General features: G+C 63.1%; 25 protein-coding genes and 1 pseudogene. 15 read left to right on the top strand and 11 right to left on the bottom strand.

What is annotated here, in order from left to right:
* Positions 1-374: 374 nt before the first annotated feature.
* Positions 375-1,499, top strand: coding sequence for a Fic family protein (locus tag F1599_RS19565; RefSeq protein WP_150084181.1), 1,125 nt, complete (start codon positions 375-377; stop codon positions 1,497-1,499).
* Positions 1,500-1,582: 83 nt separating this feature from the next.
* The gene (locus tag F1599_RS19560) at positions 1,583-1,795 is read left to right on the top strand and encodes a helix-turn-helix transcriptional regulator (RefSeq protein ID WP_041357364.1); all 213 of its coding nucleotides are present in this window, start codon (positions 1,583-1,585) and stop codon (positions 1,793-1,795) included.
* A gap of 172 nt (positions 1,796-1,967) precedes the next feature.
* Here F1599_RS19560 and F1599_RS19555 read toward each other — a convergent pair whose 3' ends face one another.
* Positions 1,968-2,153, bottom strand: a complete 186-nt coding sequence (locus F1599_RS19555; protein ID WP_037031229.1) for a hypothetical protein — start codon at positions 2,151-2,153, stop codon at positions 1,968-1,970.
* A gap of 66 nt (positions 2,154-2,219) precedes the next feature.
* Positions 2,220-3,233 (bottom strand): GlxA family transcriptional regulator, encoded by a 1,014-nt coding sequence (locus F1599_RS19550; protein ID WP_150084180.1) that lies wholly within the window; start codon positions 3,231-3,233, stop codon positions 2,220-2,222.
* 66 nt (positions 3,234-3,299) lie between these two features.
* Between F1599_RS19550 and F1599_RS19545 the strand changes: the two genes are divergently transcribed.
* Complete coding sequence (locus tag F1599_RS19545; protein WP_003291558.1) at positions 3,300-3,602, top strand: putative quinol monooxygenase; 303 nt, start codon at positions 3,300-3,302, stop codon at positions 3,600-3,602.
* A gap of 604 nt (positions 3,603-4,206) precedes the next feature.
* Here the strand turns inward: F1599_RS19545 and F1599_RS26310 are convergent.
* A complete protein-coding gene (locus tag F1599_RS26310) occupies positions 4,207-4,503 on the bottom strand; it encodes a hypothetical protein (RefSeq protein WP_223819769.1) in 297 nt (98 codons plus the stop codon).
* Positions 4,504-4,533: 30 nt separating this feature from the next.
* On the opposite strand from F1599_RS26310, the gene F1599_RS19535 reads away from it, so the two are divergent.
* From F1599_RS19535 to F1599_RS19480, 12 genes are all read left to right on the top strand, one after another.
* Entirely contained in the window at positions 4,534-7,506 is a 2,973-nt protein-coding gene (locus tag F1599_RS19535) for a type I restriction endonuclease subunit R (RefSeq protein ID WP_223819768.1), read from the top strand.
* Positions 7,503-7,865, top strand: a complete 363-nt coding sequence (locus F1599_RS19530) for a M48 metallopeptidase family protein (RefSeq protein ID WP_011479396.1) — start codon at positions 7,503-7,505, stop codon at positions 7,863-7,865. The genes F1599_RS19535 and F1599_RS19530 overlap by 4 nt, the downstream gene beginning before the upstream one ends.
* Before the next feature lie 28 nt (positions 7,866-7,893).
* A complete protein-coding gene (locus F1599_RS26680; RefSeq protein WP_150084177.1) occupies positions 7,894-9,246 on the top strand; it encodes a phospholipase D family protein in 1,353 nt (450 codons plus the stop codon).
* Positions 9,247-9,473: 227 nt separating this feature from the next.
* Positions 9,474-9,755, top strand: coding sequence for a helix-turn-helix transcriptional regulator (locus F1599_RS19520; protein WP_150084176.1), 282 nt, complete (start codon positions 9,474-9,476; stop codon positions 9,753-9,755).
* Between the two features lie 32 nt (positions 9,756-9,787).
* Positions 9,788-10,357: an Hsp20/alpha crystallin family protein gene (locus tag F1599_RS19515; RefSeq protein WP_053821286.1), complete on the top strand. Its 570-nt coding sequence runs from the start codon at positions 9,788-9,790 to the stop codon at positions 10,355-10,357.
* 93 nt (positions 10,358-10,450) lie between these two features.
* Entirely contained in the window at positions 10,451-13,300 is a 2,850-nt protein-coding gene (gene clpK, locus F1599_RS19510; protein ID WP_053821287.1) for a heat shock survival AAA family ATPase ClpK, read from the top strand.
* 17 nt (positions 13,301-13,317) lie between these two features.
* A complete protein-coding gene (cls, locus tag F1599_RS19505; protein ID WP_049076447.1) occupies positions 13,318-14,748 on the top strand; it encodes a cardiolipin synthase in 1,431 nt (476 codons plus the stop codon).
* 27 nt (positions 14,749-14,775) lie between these two features.
* A complete protein-coding gene (gene ftsH / locus F1599_RS19500; RefSeq protein WP_087780727.1) occupies positions 14,776-16,659 on the top strand; it encodes an ATP-dependent zinc metalloprotease FtsH in 1,884 nt (627 codons plus the stop codon).
* Positions 16,656-17,096 carry a thioredoxin TrxC gene (gene trxC, locus F1599_RS19495; RefSeq protein WP_028914928.1) on the top strand — a complete coding sequence of 147 codons (441 nt, stop codon included), beginning with the start codon at positions 16,656-16,658 and terminating at the stop codon, positions 17,094-17,096. The genes ftsH and trxC overlap by 4 nt, the downstream gene beginning before the upstream one ends.
* A 75-nt stretch (positions 17,097-17,171) precedes the next feature.
* Positions 17,172-17,642, top strand: a complete 471-nt coding sequence (locus F1599_RS19490) for a phosphate-starvation-inducible PsiE family protein (RefSeq protein WP_150084175.1) — start codon at positions 17,172-17,174, stop codon at positions 17,640-17,642.
* A gap of 7 nt (positions 17,643-17,649) precedes the next feature.
* Positions 17,650-18,615 (top strand): zinc metalloprotease HtpX, encoded by a 966-nt coding sequence (locus tag F1599_RS19485; protein ID WP_150084174.1) that lies wholly within the window; start codon positions 17,650-17,652, stop codon positions 18,613-18,615.
* A 23-nt stretch (positions 18,616-18,638) separates the two neighbouring features.
* Positions 18,639-19,793 carry a S1C family serine protease gene (locus F1599_RS19480; protein ID WP_150084173.1) on the top strand — a complete coding sequence of 385 codons (1,155 nt, stop codon included), beginning with the start codon at positions 18,639-18,641 and terminating at the stop codon, positions 19,791-19,793.
* 81 nt (positions 19,794-19,874) lie between these two features.
* On the opposite strand, the gene F1599_RS19475 is transcribed toward F1599_RS19480, so the two are convergent.
* The 8 genes and pseudogenes from F1599_RS19475 to F1599_RS19440 all read right to left on the bottom strand — a co-directional run bounded on the left by F1599_RS19475 (position 19,875) and on the right by F1599_RS19440 (position 26,033).
* Entirely contained in the window at positions 19,875-20,342 is a 468-nt protein-coding gene (locus F1599_RS19475; RefSeq protein ID WP_170265834.1) for a lysozyme, read from the bottom strand.
* Positions 20,339-20,815 carry a hypothetical protein gene (locus tag F1599_RS19470; protein ID WP_053821292.1) on the bottom strand — a complete coding sequence of 159 codons (477 nt, stop codon included), beginning with the start codon at positions 20,813-20,815 and terminating at the stop codon, positions 20,339-20,341. Before F1599_RS19470 ends, F1599_RS19475 begins: the two co-directional genes overlap by 4 nt.
* Positions 20,812-21,111, bottom strand: coding sequence for a DUF6127 family protein (locus F1599_RS19465; protein WP_087780729.1), 300 nt, complete (start codon positions 21,109-21,111; stop codon positions 20,812-20,814). Before F1599_RS19465 ends, F1599_RS19470 begins: the two co-directional genes overlap by 4 nt.
* Before the next feature lie 67 nt (positions 21,112-21,178).
* Positions 21,179-21,532: a DUF2793 domain-containing protein gene (locus F1599_RS19460; protein WP_150084172.1), complete on the bottom strand. Its 354-nt coding sequence runs from the start codon at positions 21,530-21,532 to the stop codon at positions 21,179-21,181.
* Between the two features lies 1 nt (position 21,533).
* The gene (locus tag F1599_RS19455) at positions 21,534-23,756 is read right to left on the bottom strand and encodes a phage tail protein (protein ID WP_053821295.1); all 2,223 of its coding nucleotides are present in this window, start codon (positions 23,754-23,756) and stop codon (positions 21,534-21,536) included.
* Positions 23,753-23,977: a hypothetical protein gene (locus F1599_RS19450; RefSeq protein ID WP_150084171.1), complete on the bottom strand. Its 225-nt coding sequence runs from the start codon at positions 23,975-23,977 to the stop codon at positions 23,753-23,755. The genes F1599_RS19455 and F1599_RS19450 overlap by 4 nt, the downstream gene beginning before the upstream one ends.
* A pseudogene (locus tag F1599_RS19445) lies at positions 23,977-25,467 on the bottom strand (phage terminase large subunit family protein); the annotation flags it as partial. The gene F1599_RS19450 and the pseudogene F1599_RS19445, both read right to left, overlap by 1 nt.
* Positions 25,467-26,033, bottom strand: a complete 567-nt coding sequence (locus F1599_RS19440) for an elements of external origin (protein ID WP_150084497.1) — start codon at positions 26,031-26,033, stop codon at positions 25,467-25,469. The pseudogene F1599_RS19445 and the gene F1599_RS19440, both read right to left, overlap by 1 nt.
* Positions 26,034-26,125 lie beyond the last annotated feature (92 nt).

Genomic DNA, 26,125 nt, shown 5'->3' with positions numbered 1-26,125 from the left:
CCCTTGAAGGTGGGATGGTACCCCGTATCAAACGACTATTGAAAGTACGGAATCGAAGCGCTGCGGGTTGCTGCGAACCAGTGCGAACTCGATCGAAAAGCCAGTCGGTACGCCCTTCGGCAGTGGACGATCAAGCAGGTTTTTCGGACTGATTGGTAGTCGGAATACGGCCTCAACCTCGTCTGCTTTCCGTGGCCAGTTCAATTCTCGAAACGGGAACTGAACCCGCGTCCGTTGCCACAGCCAATAACACACCCATTTACACCCATTCCTGGGGCAAGGCGATCCGTCATGCGGCGAATGGTGACCAAATTCACCGCACAATGCGCGGCGATTGACTTGCGCGAGCGGAGATTGCAGCCCATAATCTCCGCATGAATAGCGGCGAATACAAATACATCTGGCAGGCCAGTGACTGGCCAAACTGGCGCTTCGACCTGGCGGCGCTGGCCGAGCCCATGGCTGAGGTCAGTCGTGCCCAAGGGCTCTTGATGGGGCGTCTGGCTGACGTCGGCATGGCCTTGCGTGACCAAGCGAGTCTCGCGGCGCTCACCGAGGACGTAGTCAAGACCAGCGAGATCGAAGGCGAGCAGCTCAACGTTGAATCCGTGCGCTCGTCCATCGCCCGCAGGTTGGGCGTTGACATCGGCGCGCTCGCTCCGGTCGATCGGCATGTCGAAGGCGTGGTCGAGATGGTGCTTGATGCCACCGCCAACTGCCAGGCACTGGTGTCGCGTGAGCGTCTGTTCGGCTGGCATGCCGCACTGTTTCCTACCGGCTATTCTGGGCTCTCCAAGATCAACGTCGGCGGCTGGCGCGACGATGCCACCGGCCCGATGCAGGTGGTGTCCGGACCCATCGGCCGCCAGCGGGTGCATTTCGAAGCACCGCCGGCCGATCGCCTCGAGACCGAAACCAGCCGCTTCCTCGACTGGCTGAATGGCACATCAAACGAACCGCCACTGCTCAAGGCAGGCCTTGGCCATCTGTGGTTCGTCACTCTGCATCCATTCGATGATGGCAATGGCCGTATCGCCCGGGCCATTGGCGATCTGATGCTGGCGCGTGCCGATGGCAGCCCGCAACGCTTCTACAGTTTGTCGGCGCAGATCCAGCGCGAACGCAAGGCTTACTACGACATCCTGGAGAGGACGCAGAAGCGGTCGATGGATGTCACCGAGTGGCTTGCCTGGTTCCTCGACACGCTTCATCGCGCCGTCGACCAGGCCCAGCACACGCTGGACGCTGTCCTGACGAAAGCGCGGTTCTGGCAGCGCTGGGCGACGACCCCGTTGAACGAGCGGCAGGTGAAATTGCTGAGCAAGCTGCTCGATGGTTTCGAGGGCAAGCTCACCAGCAGCAAGTGGGCGGCCATCGCCAAATGCTCGCCGGACACGGCACTGCGCGACATCAACGATCTGCTGACGCGGGGCGTGCTGCGCAAATCGGATGCCGGCGGGCGTAGCACCAGCTACGAGCTGAATGATCTGCCCGAGTAGCGGCACTTCCTGGAATTGCCTTGGCTCGCGGCCGGAACAGCGCCTTCATGGACTCCTGCCAACTCGTTCGGACGGAGACCAAGATGGAAGTCGCTCACCTCAATCAAAAACAACTCGCTGCCCGCTGGAGTATCAGTGAGGCCACCCTTGAGCGCTGGCGCAGCGCGGGGATCGGCCCCAAGTTTCTGAAGCTCTGCGGGCGCGTGCTCTACCGGCAGGCCGACATTGAGGCATACGAGGAGTCGTGCCTGGCGACCTCGACCAAGACCGTGGTGGCCCAGGTCAGTGTCAGCTGAGAAATGTTCCGATTCGTCGGTAGATATCGACAAGTACCGACGATTTGCAACGTCGGCGGCACCGCCGGCCATCTGGGCGATTCAGTCGCCGGAAACGGGCATCAAACTCGTCTGCGATGGGATGTCGGTTCAATTCCCAAACCCTGAATCGAACCCGTGTCCGCACGGTAGTTCAAACGGTGGGCTCGGCGGCTGCGTCATTGTCGGCGGCGGGGTCGGTGAGCCGCCGAATCGTCAGTGCACAGCGTTGCTCAATCAAGGTATTGATTTGCTCAACCACGACATTGCCAGCAAAACTTTGTCCGGGGTCAAACTGGAGCTTGCGCGCCGTGGCGGGCAGTAGTTTTGTCAGGTCCAAATGCGCCGTTTGGCCTGCGTCAGTTTCCCGGCGGTCTCCAGCCGTACATACACCAAACGCTTCTGGTCATCCACCGCGTCGCAACTCCCTGACACCCCGGCCCAGCTTGCGGCGCAACAGGGCCCGCAGGGTCACCCCATCCGAGTACCCGACCTGTGCGGCGACTTGGTCGACGCTCGCGTTTCCGGTGCGCAAGAGATGCACGGCATGCTCCACGCGCAGGTCCTGGAAATACGACAGCGGTGTCTTGCCCAAAACGCTTTGCAGCCGCCGCGCCAAGGTGCGCTCGCTTGTGCCCACGGCGCTGGCCGCCTCGGCCAGCGAGAACCCCTTCGCGAGCTGACTTCTGGCCCAGCACTCGAAGCGCTCCACCATCGGGTCGGCATGTGCAAGGTGGTCGGGAATCACGAACTCGGCTTGCGAACTGCGTGCCTCGACCAGCAGATAGCGTGCCACCAGGGCCGCCAGCGCTGGACTGCGCCCCCGGATGATGCGCAAGGCCAGGTCGACGTGGGCCAAAGCGGCACCCGCGGTGGTGAAGCGTGTCGAGTTCACGATCATGCGTGATTCGTCCAGCTTGACGTTCGGATAGCGCTGCCGAAACATCGGCCCCAGCCACCATGACGTCGTCGCACGATGCCCATCAAGCAGGCCACTCTCTGCAAGCAAGAAACTACCGGAGCAAGCGGCACCAAGGTGCGCGCCAGCGGTGGACCACTGCTGTAGCGCCGCGACCGCGTCGAGCACATCGGGGCGTGTGAGACGAGCCGAGAGCGTGTCAGGCATCTTGTCTCCAAACGCGGGCACGAGCACGACGTCTGGTTCGGGCACACCATGCGCAGGGACCACGGGGACCGTCAAGCCTTGCGCAGTTCGGATGCAACGCCGCACGCCCACCAGCGTGAGCTCTATGTGCGCGGGAGTCTGTGGCAGCGAGCCCGCCATCGCATTGGCTAAGCCCACTGTGTCAGTGAGCGCCGCAAGCCCCAGATCAAACACGCCATCACAAACAAGGAGGTGGAGTTTCATGGCAATAATGATATCAATGTTGTCATTATTGCCTATAGAGATGTCTGTCATGAAGACTTAGACTGCAGTCTCTTCGATCCCTTCACCCACTTTTCCATTTACCCAAAGGAATACAGCATGACCAAGCTCGCCCTGTTTGTTCGCCTCGAAGCTAAACCCGGCCAGGAGGCTGCGCTTGCCGACTTCCTGGCCAGCGCACTGCCGCTCGCCAACGCCGAGTCCGGCACCACTGCCTGGTTCGCATTGAAGTTTGGCCCTTCGACGTTTGGTGTGTTCGATGCCTTTGCCGATGAGGCAGGTCGCCAGGCACATCTGAACGGCCAGATCGCCGCGGCCTTGATCGCCAACGCAGCGACCTTGCTCAGTTCTCCGCCCAATATCGAGAAGGTCGAACTGCTTGCAGCCAAACTGCCTGCATGACAACTCGACCTTGACCCAATCAGGTCATGCTGCAGGATGGGGTCACACGGCCCTACGCAGCGTCCCCCTCCAATTGCACTTGCCCAGGGAGCTACCTTCCACAGCGATTGGGGGGGCGATATTGCAGCCAGAACTTCCAAGCTGCGTCAGCAAGCAGGGGCAACATTAGGGCGAGCTGAGATGTTCCGATTCGTCGGGTAGTTATCGAGAAGTACCGACTGTTTGCAACGTGTCGGTCCCGAGAGCCGTCTGGACGAGCCAGATTTCTGGCCCATTGGAAGTCCGCAGTCCGCAAGCGCGGATCGATCGAGCGATTTGTTGAAAATCAACGCCCTAGCATCAGGCCGTGCGGGCTGGTGAGGGTTCCTGCGGGTTCATGCGGAAAGATTCGAACTCCTGCGGGGTCTGGGTGGGATGGAACCCTGCGCCAAACCTGTGTAACTCAGCGCCTTAGAACCGCTGCGAACTCCTGCGGAAAGGTGCGGAATCCAGCCCCAACTGCCAACAATCCTACCAGTTCTGCCCGGCCGGGGTCACCAGACAAGTGCATCGTGCAGGACGCCAGTTCGATTCCCGTTTGCGGAATTGAACCCGCGTCCGCAGATCAGTCAGATGACCACAGTCGGTCATCATCCTGGGTCGCCGCCCAGAAGTCATCGAACAGCGCCAGCTTGGCTTCGTTGGCTGTCGGGTATGTCCTCGGACCGAATCGGTCCCCGATCTTGAAGCCCCAGCGCTTCGTCTTCGTCGGATAGACCACCAGGTTGTAGCCTTCGAGGTTGAGGAAGCTGTTCCCCTTGGCGGAGACCCGCCACTTGCGCTGCAGCCAGCGGGTCCGGCGCGCCGCCCGGTTACGCAGCCTTGCCTCGCGGCGCCTCGGTCCCTCGTAGTCGTCGCTCATCTTCCCGGCGCAGACACACCCGACGTCGAAGTGCTCGTCCAGATCCGGATGCTCCATGATGTGGACGTAGCGGATCTTCTCGTTGCCGCACATCTGGCAGGTGGCGTAATCGGTTTCGTCTGCCGGACCGCCATCGGCTCGCAAGTCGACGACGTCAACGCACGTCCACCCCTTGTGAGGCACGCCACCTTCTTCCGCGACGTGCTGGAAGCCAAGCTCGCGGCATTCAACCCCTGGCTGTCCGCCGACGCTGTGCGCTCGGTGGTGGAAACCCTGGACGCGCTGCCGGCCACCATCGAGGGCAACCGCGAGCTGCTGGCCTGGCTGCGCGGCGAACGCCAGTGGTACGATGAGGCCGAGAAGCGCCATCGACCAGTGACGGTGATCGACTTCGAGCACGTCGCGGACAACGTCTTCCATGTGACCTGGGAGTGGAAGATCAAGCCGCCCGCGCGCAAAGGCAACCGGGCCGACGTGATGTTTGTCGTCAACGGCGTGCCGGTGGTGATCGTCGAGCACAAGAACCCGAAGGACGGCGACGCCATCGAGCGCGCGATCAAGCAATTGCGCCGCTACGAGCTCGAAACGCCGGAGCTGCTGGCGACGGCCCAGTTGTTCAACGTGACGCACCTGCTCGATTACTGGTACGGCGTGACCTGGAACGCCAACCGGCGCGACATGGCGCGCTGGAAACAGGCGCCGGAGGAAACCTACCGCTTTGCGGTGCAAGCCTTCTTCGAGCCGACCGACTTCCTGCGCACGCTGCAGCACTGGATCTTGTTCTACGTGCAGGATGGCGAGACACGCAAGTCTGTGCTGCGCCAGCACCAGCGGCGCGCCATCGACGCCATCCTGGACCGCTGCGCCGACCCGGCCAAGACACGCGGCTTGGTGTGGCACACCCAGGGATCGGGCAAGACCTTCACGCTGCTGACGGCGGCGCGTCAGATCCTTGAGGACAAGGCGCGTTACGCCAATGCGACCGTGATCCTGGTGGTGGACCGCACCGAACTGGAAGGCCAGTTGAAAGGCTGGGTGGAGCGCCTGCTGGGCGAGATGCAGCAGCAGGACATCGCGGTCGAGAGGGCCAACAACAAGGCCAAACTGCAGTCCCTGCTGGATGCCGACTTCCGTGGCCTGATCATCTCGATGATCCACAAGTTCGAGGCTATCCGCAAAGACAGCTGCCTGCGCGACAACGTTTACGTGTTCATCGACGAGGCGCACCGGTCGGTGGCCAAGGATCTCGGCACCTACCTGATGGCCGCCGTGCCAAAGGCCACGATCATCGGTTTCACCGGTACGCCCATCGCGCGCACTTCGCAGGGCGAAGGCACCTTCAAGATCTTCGGCACGCAGGATGAGCTGGGCTACCTGGACAAGTACTCCATCGCCGAGAGCATCGCCGACGAGACCACGCTGCCCATCAAGCACGTGATGGCGCCGAGCGAGATGACGGTGCCGGCCGAACGGCTGGACAAGGAGTTCTTCGCGCTGGCCGAGAGCGAGGGCGTGACCGATGTCGAGGAACTGAACAAGGTGCTCGACCGCGCGGTCGGCCTGCGCACCTTCCTCACGGCCGACGACCGGATCGAGAAGGTTTCGGCCTTCATCGCCGAGCACTTCAAGGAGAACGTGCTGCCCTTGGGCTACAAGGCCTTCGTGGTGGCGGTGAACCGCGAGGCCTGTGCCAAGTACAAGAAGGCGCTGGACAAGCTGCTGCCGCCCGAGTGGACGGCGCCGGTCTATACCGAGAACTCCGCCGATGTGGTGGATCGGCCGCTGGTGGCCGAGTTGCAGCTCTCAGACGACGCCGAAGAGCAGGTGCGCTTGCTGTTCAAGAAGCCCACCGAGAACCCGAAGATCCTGATCGTCACTGACAAGCTACTCACGGGCTACGACGCGCCGCCGCTTTACTGCTTGTACCTCGACAAGCCGATGCGCGACCATGTCCTGCTGCAGTCGATTGCACGGGTGAACCGGCCTTATGTAGACGCGAACGGTGTGCAGAAGCGCGTCGGCTTGGTGGTCGACTTTGTCGGTGTGCTGCGCGAGCTAAAAAAGGCGCTGCAGTTCGATTCCAGCGACGTCAGCGGCGTGATTGAGGACCTCGACGTGCTGCTGCAGGACTTCCTGCAACGCATCGAGCAGGCCAAGAAGGACTACCTGGAGTCAGACGCCGGCGGCACCCCCGACGAGCGGCTGGAGCGCCTGGTGTTCGGACGCTTCCTGACGCCCGAGGCGCGTAAGACCTTCTTCGAGAGCTACAAGGAGGTCGAGGCGCTGTGGGAGATCCTCTCGCCCGACCCGGCGCTGCGTGACCACATCGCGACCTACAAGCAGCTCAGTCAGCTATATGCGGCCGTGCGCAATGCTTACGCCGAAAAAGTCGGGTTCGTGGCTGACCTGGCCTACAAGACGCGGCGTCTGATCGAGGAAAGCGCCGAGCAACATGGTCTTGGACGATTGACCAAGACCGTGACCTTTGATGTGGCGACCCTGAAGTCATTGCGCAGTGAGGATGGGACCGATGAGGGCAAAGTGTTCAACCTTGTGCGCGGTCTGCAGCACGAGATTGACGAGGACCCTGCCGCAGCACCGGTGCTGCAACCGCTGAAAGATCGTGCCGAGCGCATCCTGAAGGATCTGGAAGAGCGCAAGACGACCGGTCTGGCGGCGATGGACCAACTGGCGGCGTTGGCTGCCGAGAAGGAAGCGGCCATGAAGGCGGCGCGCGACAGCGGCCTGTCTGCTCGTGCCTTTGCAGTCGCCTGGGTACTGCGTGAGGATGCGGCCGTCAAGGCAGCGGGCATCGACCCCATGACACTGGCCAAGGATGCCGAAGAGTTGCTCGGGCGTTTCCCGAATGCCTCGGTCAACGCCGACGAGCAGCGACGGCTCCGTGCGTCGCTCTACAAGCCCCTCCTCGCGCTGGCGCAGGACGAGCGGGCACGGGTCGTCGATCTCGTTGTGCGTTTGCTGCTCACGGAGGGTGGCGAATGAAATCGTCCCTGTACCCGGCGCAGGACTTGCGACGCCGCGCACTGGCCTGGGCGGTCAAGTTGAAGGTGAATCCCCGCGTGGTTCGGGTGCAGGAGATGCGCAGGAAGTGGGGTTCCTGTTCATCGGCGGGAACCGTCACCTTGGCCACTGACTTGCTCGACCAGGATGAGCCTTTCCAGGATTACGTCATCGTTCATGAACTGCTTCATCTGCGTTACGCGAACCACGGGAGGATGTTCAAGGCGCTGATGAGTGCACATGTCCCGGGTTGGCGCACGATCGAGCAACGCCAGATAGGCGATGCAGATGGCGCATCCGTTGAGCGGCTCTCCCGCAAACCGAGCGGTCATGCCCGATGACGATGCAATAACAAAAGGATCTGCTGCAATGCGCTTCATCGCCGGCCCGCTCAACAAACAACTGCTACAAAACCTGCTGGGCGAGGTGATTGAATCCTGCACGCGCGTTCGCGCGGCCGTCGCTTACGCCAGCCGCGACAACATGAAGTTGTTCGAGGCCTGCGCGCAGCACCTGAAGCCCCTGGAGTTCTTTGGCCGCTACGACCACACGGTGGCTGTCGATCCCGCCGTGTTGAAGTGGTTTCTCGACAAGGCCAGCCCGAACTACGACTGCAAGCTCGTGCCCGACATCCTGCACGCCAAGATCATCTGGTGGGTGGATGCCGGTGCCTACATCGGGTCTGCCAACCTGTCTGACCGGGCCTGGATATCGAACATCGAAGCGGGCACCTTTCTGCCCCACGACGAACTCGTCGAAACGGGTATGGAGCGTGAGCTGCAGCGCTTCTTTGAGGAAGTGGATGACCGTGCCCGGCCTCTGACCAAGGAGATCTACCAGGAGCAGCTGCGCTTGGCGGACCGGCGGTCTGAGTTGTCGAAGCGCGAATACGGACTTGAGCAGCAGTTCGACAAGGACCGCTTGCTGCCGAAGAACCACGGTCTGGTGTTTGTCGACACGAAGCGATCGTCTGAGAAGCGCTTCCAGAAGTTCGAGCAGGATTGGAACGACACGCTGCAGGTGATGCGATCGATCGCATCCAGGGTTTCGGCGCCCGGCGCCAAACCGGGCTGGATTGATGCGTCGGTGGCCCCCGGCGTTCAAGCGGATCAGTTCCTGCACGCCTATTACTACAAGCAGGTCAAGGATGGAAACCGTCATCCTTACGAGGAGTTCTTCGACAGGAACTCGAAGAACCCTGAGCTGGCGCTGCGCGACGCGCTGGAGTGGTGGCATGACGCCGACTTCGACCACTCGTTTGAAGAACGCACCATTTACGAGTGGTCGCCCCGGCTGCGTGAGCTGCTGGCACGCGATCGCATTCTCAAATTGACCGAGCAGGAGTTCGTGGATGCCGTTTCCCGGGTGCACGCGATCCGAGACCACGCCATCAAGCAGGAAAACGAGCACTTAGGCTTGCCCGACCGACCGCAGGCCGGCGACGACAAGGTGGAAAAGTTCGGCGAGTGGCTCTGGCGGCAGCGATCTCGCGAAGGGCGGACGGTGCTTGAGCTGTTGAACTACGTCGTCTGGGGCAACGGAAGTGTTTCAGCCCGGCTCTGGAACGCGATCCGCAGCGACGACTGGGCAATTCCACACATTGGTCTGAGCAGCCTCGGGGAAATTGTCGGCTGGGCGCGCCCAGACGAGTATCCACCAAGGAACATGCGGACGAGCAAGGGGCTGCGGGCGCTCGGTTACAACGTGAGGATCGGTGTTTGATCTGCGGCCGTGGGCGGCGCCCGCAAGGTCCCGATCAATCCACCGTCCCCTGCGCCGGACCGGCCCGCCCTGGCATACCGTCCTTGAAGATTTGAGTCACATCAATCGGCCAGCAGGTCGCTGGATGTAGACTCTTGACTTTCGGCATGTTAGGCGCAATATCTTGCAAAGTCTTGCAAGAATTTCCTCGAGCGAGGCCGCGTGACGACGGAACTTGTGGGGGTGGTATGACAGCGCGCCAGCAGGCGATCTTCACACTCGACGAGTTGGCTACCTACTTAAAGGTCGGCAAGCGGACGCTTTACCGGCTCGCCGCGCACGGGGAAATTCCGGCCTTCAAGCTCGGCGGGACGTGGCGGTTTCGTCAAAGTGAAATCGATCAATGGATCAATGATCAGATCCAAGCAGGCAGAAAGAAGGAGGTGATACGCACAGGTGAGCAGCCGAAGTCAGCGAAACATCCCGTGTTGCCTGGGCGCGCTATCCATAGCCGCAGGCAAACGGATTGAGTGAGTCTTCAATTGATTTCTGGAGGTATGACATGGACATTGATTTCAAGAAATTGGCTCCCTGGAACTGGTTCAAAAAGGAGCAGGAAGAACAACAGAGCACTGTCTCGCTGCCGGTGCAGCGCAATGACCTGCCGGTGGCGGGTGGGCCCGTCAGTCCCATCCTGCAATTGCATCGCGAGATCGATCGCCTGTTCGACGACGCGTTTCGAGGCTTCGGTTTCCCGACGCTGGCCATGCCACGCTGGCCGTCGGAGTGGCCGGGCCTGCTGAAACCGGCGCTGGACATCCAGGAGACCGACAAGCAGTACAAGATTTCTTTGGAGGTTCCCGGCGTCGAGGAAAAGGACATTCAGATCACGCTCGATAACGACGTGCTGCTGGTGCGCGGTGAAAAGCGTCAGGAGCAGGAAACGAAAGACGGCGGTTTCCATCGGGTGGAGCGCTCCTACGGCAGCTTTCAGCGCGCTCTGAACCTGCCGGCCGATGCCAACCAGGACACGATCAAGGCCGCTTTCAAGAACGGCGTGCTCACGATCACGATGGAAAAGCGCGAGGCCAGTACGCCCCAGCAGGGGCGCTCGATCCCGATCAACGGCTGACGCGGGGCAGCGCGTTTTTCTCAAAAACCACAAAGAGATGAGGCACCGTGATCGGCGGTGCCTCGTCAGATCAATCTTTACAGGAGCATCAGCATGGCCAGAAAACAATGCCAAGTCTGCGGCCAGCCCGCCACGGTGCGGGTGGAAGCCAATCTCAATGGTCGCCACAGCACCATGCTGTTGTGTGACGATCACTATCGCCAACTGGTGCGCCAGCAAAAGCGCACCGTCTCACCGCTGGAAGCCTTGTTCGGCTCGCGCAGCGGGCTGTTCGAAGACTTCCTTGGCAGCGACTTCTTCCGCATCGGTGACGACGCACCGTCCATGGCGGCCGATACCGACGAGGTCGTCGATGCCTCGTTCGGCGAACCCGCCCCGGCCGGTACGGGCACCGCGCGCCGTCGCGGCAGTGGGCTCGCCAGCCGTATCAGCGAACAGTCCGAGGCCCTATTGCAGGAGGCCGCCCGACACGCTGCAGAGTTCGGGCGCGCCGAAGTCGATACCGAACACCTGCTGCTGGCGCTATCCGACAGCGACGTGGTCAAGACCATCCTGGGGCAGTTCAAGATCAAGGTCGATGACCTTAAGCGCCAGATCGAATCCGAAGCCAAGCGCGGCGATAAGCCGTTCGAGGGCGAGATCGGCGTGTCGCCCCGGGTCAAGGACGCGCTCAGCCGTGCTTTCGTGGCCTCCAACGAACTCGGCCACTCTTATGTCGGGCCGGAGCATTTCCTGATCGGGCTCGCCGAGGAAGGCGAAGGTTTGGCGGCCAACCTGCTGCGCCGTTACGGCCTCACGCCGCAAGCGCTGCGCCAGCAGGTAAGCAAGGTGGTCGGCAAAGGGGCCGAGGATGGCCGCGCCGAGACGCCGACCAACACACCCGAGCTCGACAAGTATTCGCGCGACCTCACCAAGATGGCGCGCGAGGGCAAGCTCGATCCGGTCATCGGCCGCGCGCAGGAGATCGAGACGACCATCGAAGTGCTGGCCCGGCGCAAGAAGAACAACCCGGTGCTGATCGGCGAGCCCGGCGTCGGCAAGACCGCCATCGTCGAAGGGCTGGCGCAGCGCATGGTCGCCGGCGAAGTGTCCGAGACGCTGCGCGACAAGCGTCTGGTCGAACTCAACATCAACGCCATGGTGGCAGGCGCCAAGTACCGCGGCGAGTTCGAGGAGCGCGTGCAGAAGGTGCTCAAGGAAGTGTCCGAGCACCAGGGCGAGCTGATTCTCTTCATCGACGAGGTGCACACCATCGTCGGTGCAGGCCAGGGTGGCGGCGAAGGCGGGCTGGACGTGGCCAACGTGTTCAAGCCGATGATGGCGCGCGGCGAACTGAACCTGATCGGCGCTACCACGCTCAACGAGTATCAGAAGTACATCGAGAAGGACGCCGCGCTGGAGCGTCGCTTCCAGCCGGTGATGGTGCCCGAGCCGACGATAGCGCAGACCATGATGATCCTGCGCGGCCTGCGCGACACCTTCGAGGCGCACCACAAGGTCAGCATCACCGAGGATGCGATCATCGCCGCCGCCGAGTTGTCGGACCGCTACATCACCGCGCGCTTTTTGCCTGACAAGGCCATCGACCTGCTCGACCAGGCGGCCGCACGCGTGAAGCTGTCGGCCACGGCCCGCCCGGTGGCGGTGCAAGAGCTGGAGTCCGAACTGCACCAGCTGCGGCGTGAGCAGGACTATGTGGCCTCGCGCAAGCAGTACGACAAGGCCGCCGAGCTGGGCAAGCGCATCGAGGCCAAGGAGACTGAACTCAAGAAGCTCGTCGAGGAATGGGAACGCGAGCGCGCCTCGGGCAGCGCCGAAGTCAAGGCCGAGCATGTCGCGCAGATCGTCTCGCGCCTGACCGGCATTCCGGTCAACGAGCTGACGGTGGAAGAACGCGAGAAGCTGCTGCATCTGGAGCAGCGGCTGCACGAGCGCCTGGTGGGCCAGGACGAAGCAGTGCGCGCGGTGGCCGATGCCGTGCGGTTGTCGCGCGCGGGCCTGCGCGAAGGCAGCAAGCCGGTGGCGACTTTTCTGTTCCTCGGGCCGACCGGCGTGGGCAAGACCGAGCTCGCCAAGGCGCTGGCCGAGTCCATCTATGGCGATGAAGGTGCGCTGCTGCGCATCGACATGTCCGAGTACGGGGAACGCCATACCGTGGCACGCCTGGTGGGGGCGCCTCCGGGTTACGTCGGCTACGACGAGGGTGGCCAGCTCACCGAGAAGGTGCGGCGCAAACCCTACAGCGTGTTGCTGCTGGACGAGATCGAGAAGGCTCACCCCGACGTCTACAACATCCTGCTGCAGGTGTTCGACGACGGGCGGCTCACCGACGGCAAGGGCCGGGTGGTGGATTTCACCAATACCATCATCATCGCCACCTCGAACTTGGGCTCGGACATCATCCAGCGTCGGCTGAAGGCCCGTGGCGCCGCCGGCGAGGAATACGAGAAGACCAAGTCCGAGGTGATGGACGTGCTGCGCGGACACTTCCGCCCCGAGTTCCTCAACCGCATCGACGAGATCATCGTCTTCCATGCGCTGGGCAAGGAGGAGATCCGCCATATCGTCGGCCTGCAGCTCGATCGTGTGGCCCGCAACGCCGCCAGCCAGGGCGTGACGCTGACCTTCGATCAGACCTTGATCGATCACTTCGCGGAGGAAGGCTACAAGCCCGAGTTCGGCGCGCGTGAGCTCAAGCGGCTGATCCGCAGCGAGCTGGAAACTGCTCTGGCGCGCGAGATGCTGGGTGGCGGTATCGGCAAGGCCGATCACGCCAGCGCCCGCTGGGACGACAAGGCCGAACGGGTGGTCTTCGAGCGCCAGGAGCCACCCGCGAAGCCGGCCGAGCCTGAGAAGCCCGATGCCGCGAACGTGGCCGAGACGCCGCCGAGCGACGCGAGCAAGCCTGCGCGCAAGAAGAAGTCAGCGGGCGGCGAATCTTGAGTCATGGGGAGGCTGTCGTGTCCGACCCCAACGGGCTGACATGGGCAGCCACCCTCGTGTCGCTGGCGGTCGCTATCCCCACAGCGGGGCACGCGGTCATCTACAAGCGTGACCCGCGATCGGCCACGCTGTGGGTGCTGCTGATCGCGCTGTTGCCGCTGGGCGGTTCGCTGCTGTATGGGCTGTTCGGCATCAACCGTTACCAGCGGCGGGCGCGGCGGCTGTTTCCGGGGGCAGATCCTGCTGTTCGGCAGGACCTCGCGCCTACGATGCCCCAGGCCGTATCGGCGCCGTTTGCCGGCCTGGCGCACCTGGTGGGACGTGCCACCGGCCAGTCGCTGACCAGCGGCAACCGCATCGAGCCGCTCGTCGATGGCGAGCAGGCCTACCCGGCCATGCTCGCTGCCATCGAGTCGGCGCGGCACAGCGTCGCGCTGGCTTCGTACATCTTCGACAGCCAAGGCATCGGGGCGCAGTTCGTCGATGCGCTGCGCCGGGCTCATGAGCGCGGCGTGCAAGTGCGGGTGCTGATCGACGACGTCTATGCCCGCTGGAGGCCCCGCAGCGCTTACCGCGCCTTGCAACGCGCCGGCGTTCCGGCGGCGACGTTCAACCCGACGTTGATTCCCGCGCGCCTGCATGCCGCGCATCTGCGCAATCACCGCAAGCTGCTGGTGATCGATGGCGAGACGGGTTTCACCGGCGGCATGAACATCTTCAGCCCGTATTGGCGGCCCGATGCGCCGGAGCAGGCCTGTCACGATTTGCACTTTCGTCTGCGCGGGCCGGTGGTTGCGCATCTGATGCGGTGCTTCACCGATGATTGGTGCGATACCACGGGCGAGCGGCTCAGCAAGGGTTTCTGGGGCGAACCGCCCGCAACGGCTGATGAGCAAGGAACCTCTTGGGCGCGCGGCATCGAGGCCGGTCCCGATGAGGCCCTGGACAGGATGCGCTGGACCTTCATGGGCGCTTTGAGCGCGGCGAAGCATTCGGTGCGCATCTGGACACCTTACTTCGTGCCCGATCAGCCGATGATCGCGGCGCTGAGCACGGCCGCGTTGCGCGGCGTGCGCGTCGAGGTGCTGACGCCCGCAAACGGCGACCATCCCACGGTGCAATGGGCCGCGCGCGCCCACTACTGGCAGGTGCTGGAGCACGGTGTACGCATCTTCGAACGGCCTGGCCCGTTCGACCACAGCAAGCTGATGCTGATAGACGGCCAGTGGTGCTGCCTGGGTTCTGCCAATTGGGATGCGCGCAGCCTGCGCCTCAACTTCGAGTTCAATGTGGAGGTGTACGACACCGCGCTGTCTACGCGGCTGGAATCCCTTTTTGATGCCGCTCGTGATGCGTCGGGCGAGATATCGGCGAAGGCGTTGCGCGCCCGCCCGCTGGCCATCCGCTTGCGCGACGGGGTGGCCCGTCTGTTCACCCCCATTCTCTAGCGACACGACTTGCGAGGAACATTGCCCATGGAAAAGAAAGATCAATGGAACATTGGCTACTGGATCGTCGCCGGCCTGTTGCTGCTGACGCTGCAGAACTACTGGCAGGCGGCCAAGACCGTCGAGCCCGTGCCCTACAGCGAATTCGAGAAGGCGCTGGCCGAGGGGCGCGTCGCCGAAGTGCTGGTGTCGGACCGCACGGTCACCGGGCGCCTGAAATCGCCGGACAGCCGGGGCAAGACCACCATCGTGGCCACCCGTGTCGAACCCGACCTGGCCGAGCGGCTGTCCAAGTACGACGTGCCCTATGCGCGGGTGGTGGAAAGCACCTGGCTGCGTGATGTGCTCTCCTGGATTCTGCCGGCGGTGGCCTTCTTCGGCGTCTGGTTCTTCCTGTTCCGCCGCTTCGCCGAGAAGCAGGGCATGGGTGGCTTCCTGAGCATCGGCAAGAGCCGTGCCAAGGTATTCATGGAGAAGAACACTGGCGTGACCTTTGCCGATGTCGCTGGCGTCGATGAAGCCAAGGCGGAGTTGGTTGAGATCGTCGATTTCCTGAAAAACCCGCAGGATTACGGCCGCCTCGGCGCGCGCATCCCGAAAGGTGTGTTGCTGGTTGGCCCGCCCGGCACGGGCAAGACCCTGCTGGCCAAGGCCGTGGCGGGCGAGGCCGGGGTACCGTTCTTTTCCATCTCAGGCTCGGAGTTCGTCGAGATGTTCGTCGGCGTGGGTGCAGCGCGCGTGCGCGACCTGTTCGAGCAGGCCCGCGGGCAGGCGCCGGCCATCATCTTCATCGACGAGCTCGATGCGCTGGGCCGCGCGCGCGGCGTCGGCGGCCCCATCGGCGGCCACGACGAGCGCGAGCAGACCCTCAACCAGCTGCTCACGGAGATGGACGGCTTCGACAGCTCGGTCGGGCTGATCATCCTCGCCGCCACCAACCGCCCCGAAATCCTCGACCAGGCGCTGCTGCGCGCCGGTCGCTTCGACCGTCAGGTGCTGGTGGACCGGCCCGACAAGAAAGGACGGCTGGACATCCTGAAAGTCCACGTCAAGAAGGTGACGCTGGCTCAGGATATCGATCTCGAACAGGTGGCTGCGCTGACCACGGGCTTTTCGGGTGCAGACCTCGCGAACCTGGTCAACGAGGCCGCGCTGGCCGCGACCCGGCGCAAAGCGTCCGCCGTGGAGTTGCAGGATTTCACCGCCGCCATCGAGCGCATCGTGGCGGGCCTGGAGAAGAAGAACCGAGTGCTCAATCCCAAGGAGCGGGAAACCGTGGCCTATCACGAGATGGGCCATGCGCTGGTGGCGCTGGCGCTGCCCGGCACCGACCCCGTGCACAAGATCTCAATCATCCCGCGCGGCATCGGCGCGCTGGGCTACACGCTGCAACGCCCCACCGAAGACCGCTTCCTGATGACGCGCGCCGATCTGGAACACAAGATCGCCGTGCTGCTGGGCGGTCGTGCGGCCGAGAAGCTCGTGTTCGGCGAGCTGTCCACCGGGGCTGCCGATGACCTCGCACGGGCCACCGACATTGCCCGCGACATGATCACCCGCTTTGGCATGGACGAAGGACTGGGCTACATCGCCTTCGAGGCGCAGCGGCCCCGCTTTCTCGATACACCGGAACTGGCCCAAGGCGGCTGCCGGGTGGCCGAATCGACCCAGGCGCGCATCGATCAGGCCATCCGCGACATCGTGATGGGCGTGTTTGATCGTGCATACCGAATTCTCGAAATTAACCGAGAAGTGCTGGAGCGGTGCGCGCGCGAACTGCTCGCACGGGAAACGCTGGATGAATACAGCATCCGGCAACTGACGCAAGGGCTACAGCTCGAATCCCCATGTCACAGCGGCCCAACTGCCGGAGCCATTACTTCCTCTGTGTCCCAAGGAGCCACCTCATGAGTGACAGCATTCATATCGTCTGCCCACACTGCCAATCCATCAATCGCGTGCCAGCCAACAAGTTGGCAGAGAAGCCCAATTGCGGGCGGTGCCAGCACCCGCTGTTCACCGGAGAACCCATTGATCTGACCACAGCGACCTTCGCCCGTCATCTGGAGCGCAGTGACCTGCCGCTGCTGGTTGACTTTTGGGCGCCGTGGTGCGGACCGTGCAAGATGATGGCGCCGCAGTTCGAGCAGGCAGCCTCCCTGCTTGAACCCAAGGTGAGGTTGGCCAAGGTAAATACCGAGGCCGAGCCTCACCTGGCCGCCCAGTTCGGTATTCGCAGCATTCCAACCCTGATTTTGTTCCGAGGGGGACATGAGGTTGCACGTCAGGCGGGCGCCACGGGCGCGCAGGACATTATGCGCTGGGTGGCTTCGCAATTGCCCCGATGATTCAGGTGCAATCGAGTCGTCTTCTCGGACTCCCCGTTCCATTAACGTTTCGTTGAAAGAGAGAGCGCGACGCTTATGCATAAAGAATCTGGCCACACGGCCCTTGACGAGATACGCTCCCAGTGGCGGTTGATGACGGTTTACGAGCGCTTCGAGCAGGTCGTTGCCATCACGCTTTCGGGCGTCATCGCGGTGGTCATTGTGATCTCGCTGATCCAGTTGATTCGGCTCGTCTTCACGCTGCTCGTCATGGATGCGCTGAATCCACTGGATCATAAGGTTTTCCAGCTGGTGTTCGGTGCCACCATGACGCTGCTGATCGCCATGGAATTCAAGCATTCGATCGTCAAAGTGGCTCTGCGCAAGGAAAGCATCATCCAGGTCAAGACCATCATTCTGATCGCGATCCTGGCACTGGCCCGCAAGTTCATCATCCTCGAACCCGACGTTGATCCTGCCAAAGTGGCCGCGCTGGCGGGGACGGTACTGGCCTTGGGTCTGACCTATTGGCTCATGCGTGAACGCGATGACCGCAAGAGCGAGTAATGGAGGCATGACCCCCTATGGTCTAGTCGGCCGACACGATGCCAGGTCGAGGCACCGCTGGCTCAATCGCTTTCAAACCGCGCTGCTGGTTTTGACCCTGGTGGGGATCGCGGCTGCCGCTGGCAGTCTGCTGTTCGGCGAGATTGGCCTTTGGCTGGCACTGGCAACATGCGCATTGACCCTGCTGATCGAACCTGTCGCCGCCTCCGCGATGACCTTGCGTCTGTATGGCGCCCGTCCCTTGCGCCCTGATGAAGCCCCCGCAATCTGGTCGTTGCTGCGAGCGCTCGCAGCTCGCGCAGGATTGCCGAACACGCCGGTTCCGTACTATGTGCCCAGCGACATCGTCAATGCCTTTGCCACCGGCTCCAGGCGCCTTGCCTCCATTGCCCTCACCGATGGCCTGCTCCGCAGCCTGAGTATGCGCGAACTGCAAGCCGTGCTGGCGCATGAAGTCGCGCACATCGCTCAAGAAGATCTTCGTGTCATGGGCTTGGCCGATTCGATCAGCCGGCTCACGAACCTGCTGGCGTTGTTGGGTCAGGTCGCGCTCCTGATCAGCATTCCAGCCTTGCTGGTCGGTGCAGCAGAAATTAACTGGATTGGCTTACTGTTGTTGGCCGCTTCGCCGCAACTGGCACTGCTCGCACAGTTGGGTCTGTCACGTGTGCGAGAGTTCGATGCCGACCGGATGGCAGTAGAGCTGACGGGAGATCCGCACGGGCTCGCCTCGGCGCTGGCGAAGATCGAGCGGGTGAGCCGCTCGTGGCGAGCCTGGTTGTTGCCCGGCTGGGGGAATCCCGAACCGTCCTGGTTGCGCACGCATCCGGCGACAGAGGATCGTATCGCGCGCCTGATGGCGTTGGCACCTCAGCCATCGCAGGCCCTGCCGTTCCAAACGGAATATCTCGCGCCAAGGTCGTTCGCCCCGATGCGCCCGCCACGCCGGGGCCTGAGCGGCCTTTGGCGCTAAATCACTCGAAAGGAACCCCCGCCATGGCTTACCACGATCCTTACCCACAACGCCCAGCTCCGGATCATTTCGTCCGGCGGTGGCTCTTCATCACTGCGTGCGTTGCCGCACTCATGCTGTTCTGGCAGTTCCTGCCCGCCATCGAGGCCTGGTTCAGCCCGCGCCAAGCCGCTGAGCGCACCGTCACGCCGCGTGGCGATCTGGCCGCTGACGAACAGGCCACCATCGAACTGTTCGAGAAATCCCGGGCATCGGTGGTCTACATCACGACGTCCCAACTGGTACGAGATGTCTGGACGCGCAACGTCTTTTCCGTGCCGCGCGGGACGGGTTCGGGTTTCATCTGGGATGACGCCGGTCATGTCGTTACCAACTTTCATGTGATTCAGGGGGCGTCGGAGGCCACTGTCAAACTGGCCGACGGCCGCGATTACCAAGCCGCGCTGGTCGGCGTGAGTCCGGCCCACGATATCGCGGTGCTCAAAATCGGCGTCGGTTTCCAGCGCCCGCCCGCCGTTCCGGTCGGCACCAGCGCAGACCTCAAGGTGGGACAAAAGGTGTTCGCCATCGGCAACCCCTTCGGCCTGGATTGGACACTCACCACCGGCATCGTGTCCGCGCTCGATCGATCGCTGCCCGGGGAATCTGGCGGAGTGACCATCGAACACCTGATTCAAACCGATGCCGCCATCAACCCCGGCAACTCGGGTGGGCCGTTGCTCGATTCGGCCGGCCGCCTGATCGGCATCAACACAGCGATCTACAGCCCTTCCGGTGCATCGGCGGGGATCGGCTTCGCCGTGCCGGTGGACACGGTCATGCGTGTGGTGCCACAACTCATCAAGACCGGCAAATACATCCGTCCGGCGCTTGGGATCGAGGTAGACGAGCAGCTCAACCGCCGATTGCAGGCGCTGACCGGCACCCAAGGCGTGTTTGTGCTCCGCGTCGCCCCTGGCTCAGCGGCGCAAAAGGCGGGGCTGAGCGGTATCACCGTTGGCCCCGAAGGTATCGTGCCGGGAGACCGCATCACAGGCATAGACGGCGCTCCCGTCGACGATGTCGCCAAACTGCTCGCACGGCTTGACGAGCGAAAGGTAGGAGATGTTGTGGTCTTGTCAGTTGAGCGGGCCGGTAAACCACGGGAAGTGCGCGTGGAGTTGCAACCTGGCGCCTGATCTGGAGTTGAGGACTTCTGGGGATCGGCAAAGAATAGCGATGGGATGCATGAAGTATTCGCGCCGCAGAAACTCGATGCCCTACACTTTGGTGTCCAGTAAGGAAATTTCAGCCTCTCGTCGCGCGAAGAGTCCCGGCAGCACTTTGCCGCCACCATAGACCCATCGACGCAGCTCTGTTGCGGCTGCACCCCAGTCTCGTTGGTTGATCCGCCGTCGCAGCGTCGAGGTCTGCAGCCGCCCCGCCCCGAGGTTGAACGTGAAGTCCACGATGGCAGCGAGCCTGCTCTCTGGCTCTGTGGCCAGCACCGGGCAGTAGCGCAGCGTCGCGGCGAGTGCCGATTGCAGGTCGCGCGCCAGATAGACCTCAGCTTCTGCCTCCGTGATCGGCGAATGCTTGGGATCGCAGAGATGGCCGTACCCAATCGTCCAGAACCCTGCTGGGCAGATATAGGGAACGGCAGTGATCTCGATTCCGCGCTTCACCTTACGCTCGAATCCCTCAAAGCGCTTGGCCAGTTCGATGGCCGCCTTCGGCACCTCGATCACGGCCGCACCCGGTCAAATACGCGCCCGAGGAACCAGAAGTTCAGCACCCCGGCCCAGAGGGCTTGGTCTGCCTCCGTCCAGGCATACAGGATGGCAACGCCCCAGCCTGTGCCACCTGTCACAGCGGCGGCGACTGTTGCTGTTTTGGTCGCACAGTACAGCGCCATGAACCAGTAGGTGATGACCGGGCGGACGCTGGAGCTCAGCGCATCGGCCCAGCGCACACCGGTTTTCTCGCCCTGAGTGCGAACGGCTTCGCGCAAGGTTTCGATGGCTCCGACGTTCCATGCCGCGTCGGCACCCGCGCCGATTTCCGACATTCGCTGCGCGCCGCGCAGCTTCTCGAACTCCAGCGCCTTGTCCTGCATCGCCAGTTCGTGGCCACGCTCTCCCTTGCGGTCAAGCCATTTGAGGATTTCAGGTGCAAGACGGAAGGCCCCGCCGAGCAATCCTCCGAGCAGGGTCTCGATCATTGCGAGCCTCCCATGAGCTTGAACTTGATCGCGGCGCCGACCAACAGCGCGGCCAGCAGGCCAGTGGTCAGCACCTTCACGAAGGTCTGCCAGGCGGTGCGACGGGCGTCGCGCCAGGCATCAAGGAGGTCGCGCAGCTCGCGGATGTCGCGGGCGGCACTGCCGTTCTCCAGGCCCAGGTGGGCGAGGCAGCGCTCGGCACCGCGTTCGGCGGCGCAGTCGAGCAGTTCCTCGAAGTCCTCGCGGCGCAGCAGGACCATGTTCTCGACGAGGGCGGGTTTGGCGTCTTCGGTCATAGGTGGTCTCCAGAAACGAAAAACCCGCCACGTGGGCGGGTTCGAGATAGTGGGGTGGGGATGCGGTTCAGATGGGCAGGCCGGCGCTCCAGCCGGTGGGCTTGTAGACGGCGAGCACGTCCTCGTCCTCGATGAAGCAGGTCCAGCCGATCTTCGGGACGTAGAAGAACCACGCACCCTCAAGGCGCACTGCAATCTGCCCGGCCTTTCCGGCCCACGCGCCTGTGGGACTGGATGCCACGATGTAGCGCTCGCCGTTCGCTGGAGCGGTCGACGGGCTTGCCAAGGTGCGCGACTTCACCGACAACTGCAGCACCGCATCGAGCAGTTTCAGGTTGGCATCCATTCCGGTGTTCCATCCCGACTCGCGGGCGCTCCAGCCGTAGTTCATGCCCAGGTTCGGGCCGATCAGTGCTGCCATTTCATTCTCCGTAGGTGGCCCCGTAGAACATGCCGTAGCCACGGCACTCGGGGATGTCGATCTGCTGGGCCTGCCAGCTGGTGTACCCGTCGCGCACCGCCTCGACCTTGACGGTCAGTTTTTCGTTCGGTCGGTTCAGGCCGCTTTCGGCGACTTCGGTGGCCATCGGATAGGTCCAGCTCGTGCCGGTCACTCCCGTTTCTACGTGCTTGAGCGTGCCGGCCTCGCCATAGATCCGCACGGTGTACGTCGTGCCTGGCTCCGGCCCGATATTGGTTTCTCCCTGCGTCACCAGATAGGAGGTCTGCAGTACCCGGCTGCGGTGTGCCCAGCTGACCGTCAGTTCCCCCGTGATGTGACTCACGGTGTAGTCAAGGTTGTTGACCCTGAACCTGCCGGGTGGATAAGGCCTGATCTGCCGCTTGGCAAAGGTGTAGCTGATCGCGGCGGCCGAGGCTTCCGCCAAGCGCCCCATCCCGGTCGCGGGCAGCACCTTGGCTTGCACCGTCTCGCCGCTCAGATACTGGGCCGTGGTGTAAAACTGCCCACCTTCGACGAAGTACAGCCGGGTGCCGGCCGCGTGTTTCGCGGGTACCGTATCCAGCACGCCGCGATCCACCGACACGGTGCCGGCCGCGACATCGATTGCCCTGACCGCAACCAGTTCTCCGCCGAGCTGCGCGTAGGTGTCCAGCGCCACTAAATCCAGATCGACGCTGTAGAGGACATTCAGCACGGTTTCGGTTTGCCCGATGTCGTTCGCCAGCACGCACGACGGGACGAAGTCGCCGACACCGATCTTCTCGAAAGCCGCCGAGCCCTGCCGGGTCAGTACCGTGTAGTTGATGGCTGCATTCGAGGGCCGCACGACGGAGACAGACAGGAATCCGCCGTCCGGATCAATCTCGGCCTGTGCGGCGGCCGACTCGCCGGTGAGCTCGCGCACGAGGGTCCAGTACGGCAGTTCGCTCACCGACACGAAATTCGCCGCGATCGGCGCTTGCCGGGGATCGACCCAGCCGCTCTCGGCGGGTACGAGATAAACGGCATCAGGCAGGCCGAACACATCCTCGACACAGGTGATCCGCACCCGGCCGTCGGCCAGCGTCCCGTAGCTGATCTGCGCGACCCTAAGGATCAATTGCTCGATCCGCAGCTCGGGCCAGGAGAATCTGAACACGTCGCCGATGTTGAGGCTGGCGGCCGTGCGGTTGGCCACCAGCGTGACCTTCGCCAGAGTGGACGAAAGCTGACGCAGATCCCGCATCGCGAGGCGTGCGGCTAAGGCGCCGTTGGCCACGCCCTCGTAGCTGACCTTGGCATCCTTGATTTCGCCCAGGCTGCGCTCGATGCCGGCAATGTCTTGTACCGAGATCGACACGCTCTTGTCGGTTGCCCGGTCGTGGTACGAGAGCGTGACCTGATTGACCAATTCCTCGGGCAAGGTGCGCTCGAAGGACTCCAGCCGGATAACGTTGGTCTGGTTCAGTTCCAGCAGCGTCGCCGGGTCGTAGTCGTCTCGGGTCAGCTTCAGCGTGAACAGCCCCGTGCGCGGGCTCACGTAGATCGAACCGTCGATGTGCTGCAGGATGCGCTCGATGAAGGCCTCGATATCCTGCTGCTGATCCCACAGGATCGAGAGACCGAAGCTCTCGGCGTAGAGCGTGTCGGCGGCGGCACGGAACGACGCATCGTCGATCTCGGCCGGACTGTAGCCCCGGCCCCAAGTGCGGTCGGTCAGGCACTCATAGATGATGTGCGCCGGATTCATGTCACCGTCGATAGCGGCCTTGTCCGAGTACCACTGCGGCGATCCGTCGGAGCGCCGGATGATCCGCGTCACCTCAGCGCTCCACGGTTTGATGTAGGGGTTCATCGCCGACAACTGCGGTTGACGCAGCACCAGCGACACCACGCCCCGAAAGGCCGGTACGTTGGCGCCGAGCCTGGAGACGAGGTAATCGTTCGGACCGTCTGAAGCATTTCCCATCACCAGGTCGACGGCACCGACGATGCCACCCTCGCGGTCGTCGCCGCCAAATAGCTCGGGTTGGTTGATGGTGATCCGTCCGCTGGACGTCAGCGCCCCCGACCACGCCGTGCGCTGGCCGACCACGATACTGTTCAGCGAATCGATCGGGCCATGGCACAACGCCAGATGCATCCCGGCATAGTAGCGGTAGCCGACTGTGACGCTCTTGCTGCCTTTGCCGCCACCGCTCATGCCTTGGCCTCTGTTTCTGCCTGCTCGACGTACTCGGCCAAGCGGATCGCCATCGCGTCTCCGGTGGCACGCAGCCAGTCGGTGCTCACGCCCTGCTGGCGAAAATCCTCGAAGGTCACGCCGTCGCGCGGAAACCAACGGCGCAGGCCAGCATTGCAATAGCCCAGCGCCTTGGCATCGAGGTGGGTGGCGATCTGAAGGTTGCTGCGCTGTTCGCTCATTTCTTTCCACCCCCCTTGGTCTTGATCGGCGTTGTCCGCACATCGCCGATCAGTGCGGCACCGCGCGGTACGCCCTTGACCGCCATCACGCGCGGATCGTGGCAGGCTCGCACGAAGGCGTAAGCCTCCTGCGTGGCAAAGCCGGTGTCCAGCGCGAAGCGCGCCAGTGGCATCGCCACCCCCGAGGCGTGCGTCCAGTTCTCGGCCAGCATCGCGGCCAGCGCCTTCCACACTGTGTCCCGTGCGGTATCGCCCATCAGGACTCGGTGCTCGACCAGCCACGACTCCTTGCCACGCCCGAAGGCCCAGACCGACGCCTCGATACGATCTTTCTGCACGTCGGCCGCGCCGACCAAGAGCAGACCGCCTTGCGGCACCGTGCCGACGCGGTAGTCCTCTCTGCGCTCGACCAGTCGTTGCCAGTCCGGGGCTTCGCCCTCCTCGACCCAGGTTTCACCCAGCTCGGTGTTCTTGAAGGTCTTGATGGCAGCGGCCGATCCCGACTCTTTACTGACGGCGGCTTCCCACGCAGCGGCGATCTCACGCCACGAACGCCAGCCCACCGGGCTGTATAGCGACGACAGGTGGAAGCCTGCCGTCTTGCCCGTGCCATCGGTGATCATCGCGCGCCACTCGCCGTGCTCCAGCATCCACGTTTTGTGGTGCTCGGCAATCGCGGTGTCACACGACTCGCAGATGTAGGCAGCGGTCTCCGGTTGCCCTTTGTCCCATCGGAGCTGCTCGAAACGCAGCCACTGACGGTGGGAGCAATGCGGACACGGCACGAAGTAGCGACGTTGGTCACTGGCCTCGTACTCGCGCTCGATAGCCGATGCCCCTGAAATCGTCGGAGTCGAGACGATGAAGATCTTGCGCCGCGCGAAGGTACGTGTGCGGGCTTCGGCCAGAGAGATCGCATCACCTTCACCCTCGACGTCCAAGGGATAGCCATCGACCTCGTCGAGAAACAGATACCGCACCGGCATCGAGCGCAGGCCGACCGCGCTGTTGGCCCCGGTCATCACCAGCACGCCACCCCGGAACTCCTTGGCCAGGATGGTGTTGCCGGAATCCCGGCTGCGCGCCGGTGCAATCAGTTCAGCCAGTGCAGACGACTCCTCGATCAGCGGATCGATCCGCTGCTTGGAGTTGCGCTTGGCCATCTCCACTGTTGGCCACACCGCCATCATTGGACCGGGTGCGTGATGGATCACATAGCCGATCCAGTTCGATCCCATCTCGGTCGCGCCAAGCTGTGCCGCTTTCATAAATACCACCCGCTCGACCGGCGAGGTCGGCGACAGGCAGTCCATGATCGCCTTGAGATAAGGCGTGCGGCTGGTGCGCCAGCGCCCCGGCTCGGCCGAGGCCTTGCTGGACAGCATCCGGTGGCGATCCGACCATTCCGATACCGTGAGCAGCGGGTCGGGAGTAAGCCCGTCGCACCACGCCCGTTCGATTTCTTGCGCGCCTTCGTAGTCCATCGTCATCAATCCACGCGCGGACGCAACTCGCCCAACTCAATCAAGTGCTCGCGCACAGCAGATTCGAGCGCCACGTGCATCTGGTGCGCGTCGATGCCGAGCGTGGACGCCATCTGGCCGGAGACGCGCGCAGGCCAGTTCAACCACGCATCGCGCTCGATGCGCGCGAGCTTGAAAACGTGGGCCACGGCCTGCGCCCGATCCACCAGTTCCTTCTTGCGGTGCGCCAGCTCCAGGTTGTTGAGCTTGGCCTTGAGCACCTCGTTGACCGTGCGCGCTTGCAAGAGCGAGGTGCCACTGGCCGACATCGGCGCTGTGCTGGCGTCGACGGCATCGCGCTGCGTTGCTGCTTCGTCCGTCGCTACCACGCGCCGCGCTTTCGCAGTGCTGACCTTCTCTGGCGCAGCGGCGCTGCGCGGCTGCAATGTGTTTTGTGCCCACTGGGCATCGGCCGTGTCCGGATCAATCGTGCCGTCAGGCAGCGGCGTGATCCGCCCGGTGTCGATAGCCTTTTTCACGGCCACGTGCGACACGCCACGGTGGCGCGCGTAGGCGCGAATCGAAAGTCCCATCGTCACCTTCACTCATTTGTTCGTCATGTCCGCAGATTGAGCTTGGCTTCCATCGGGAACAGCGCGTTCATCACGTCACGCCAACCACCCCC

The organism is Cupriavidus cauae, from assembly GCF_008632125.1.
Taxonomy (GTDB): domain Bacteria; phylum Pseudomonadota; class Gammaproteobacteria; order Burkholderiales; family Burkholderiaceae; genus Cupriavidus; species Cupriavidus cauae.
The sequence above is the reverse complement of the archived record's forward strand: the minus strand, read 5'-3'. Positions and strand labels throughout refer to the sequence as shown.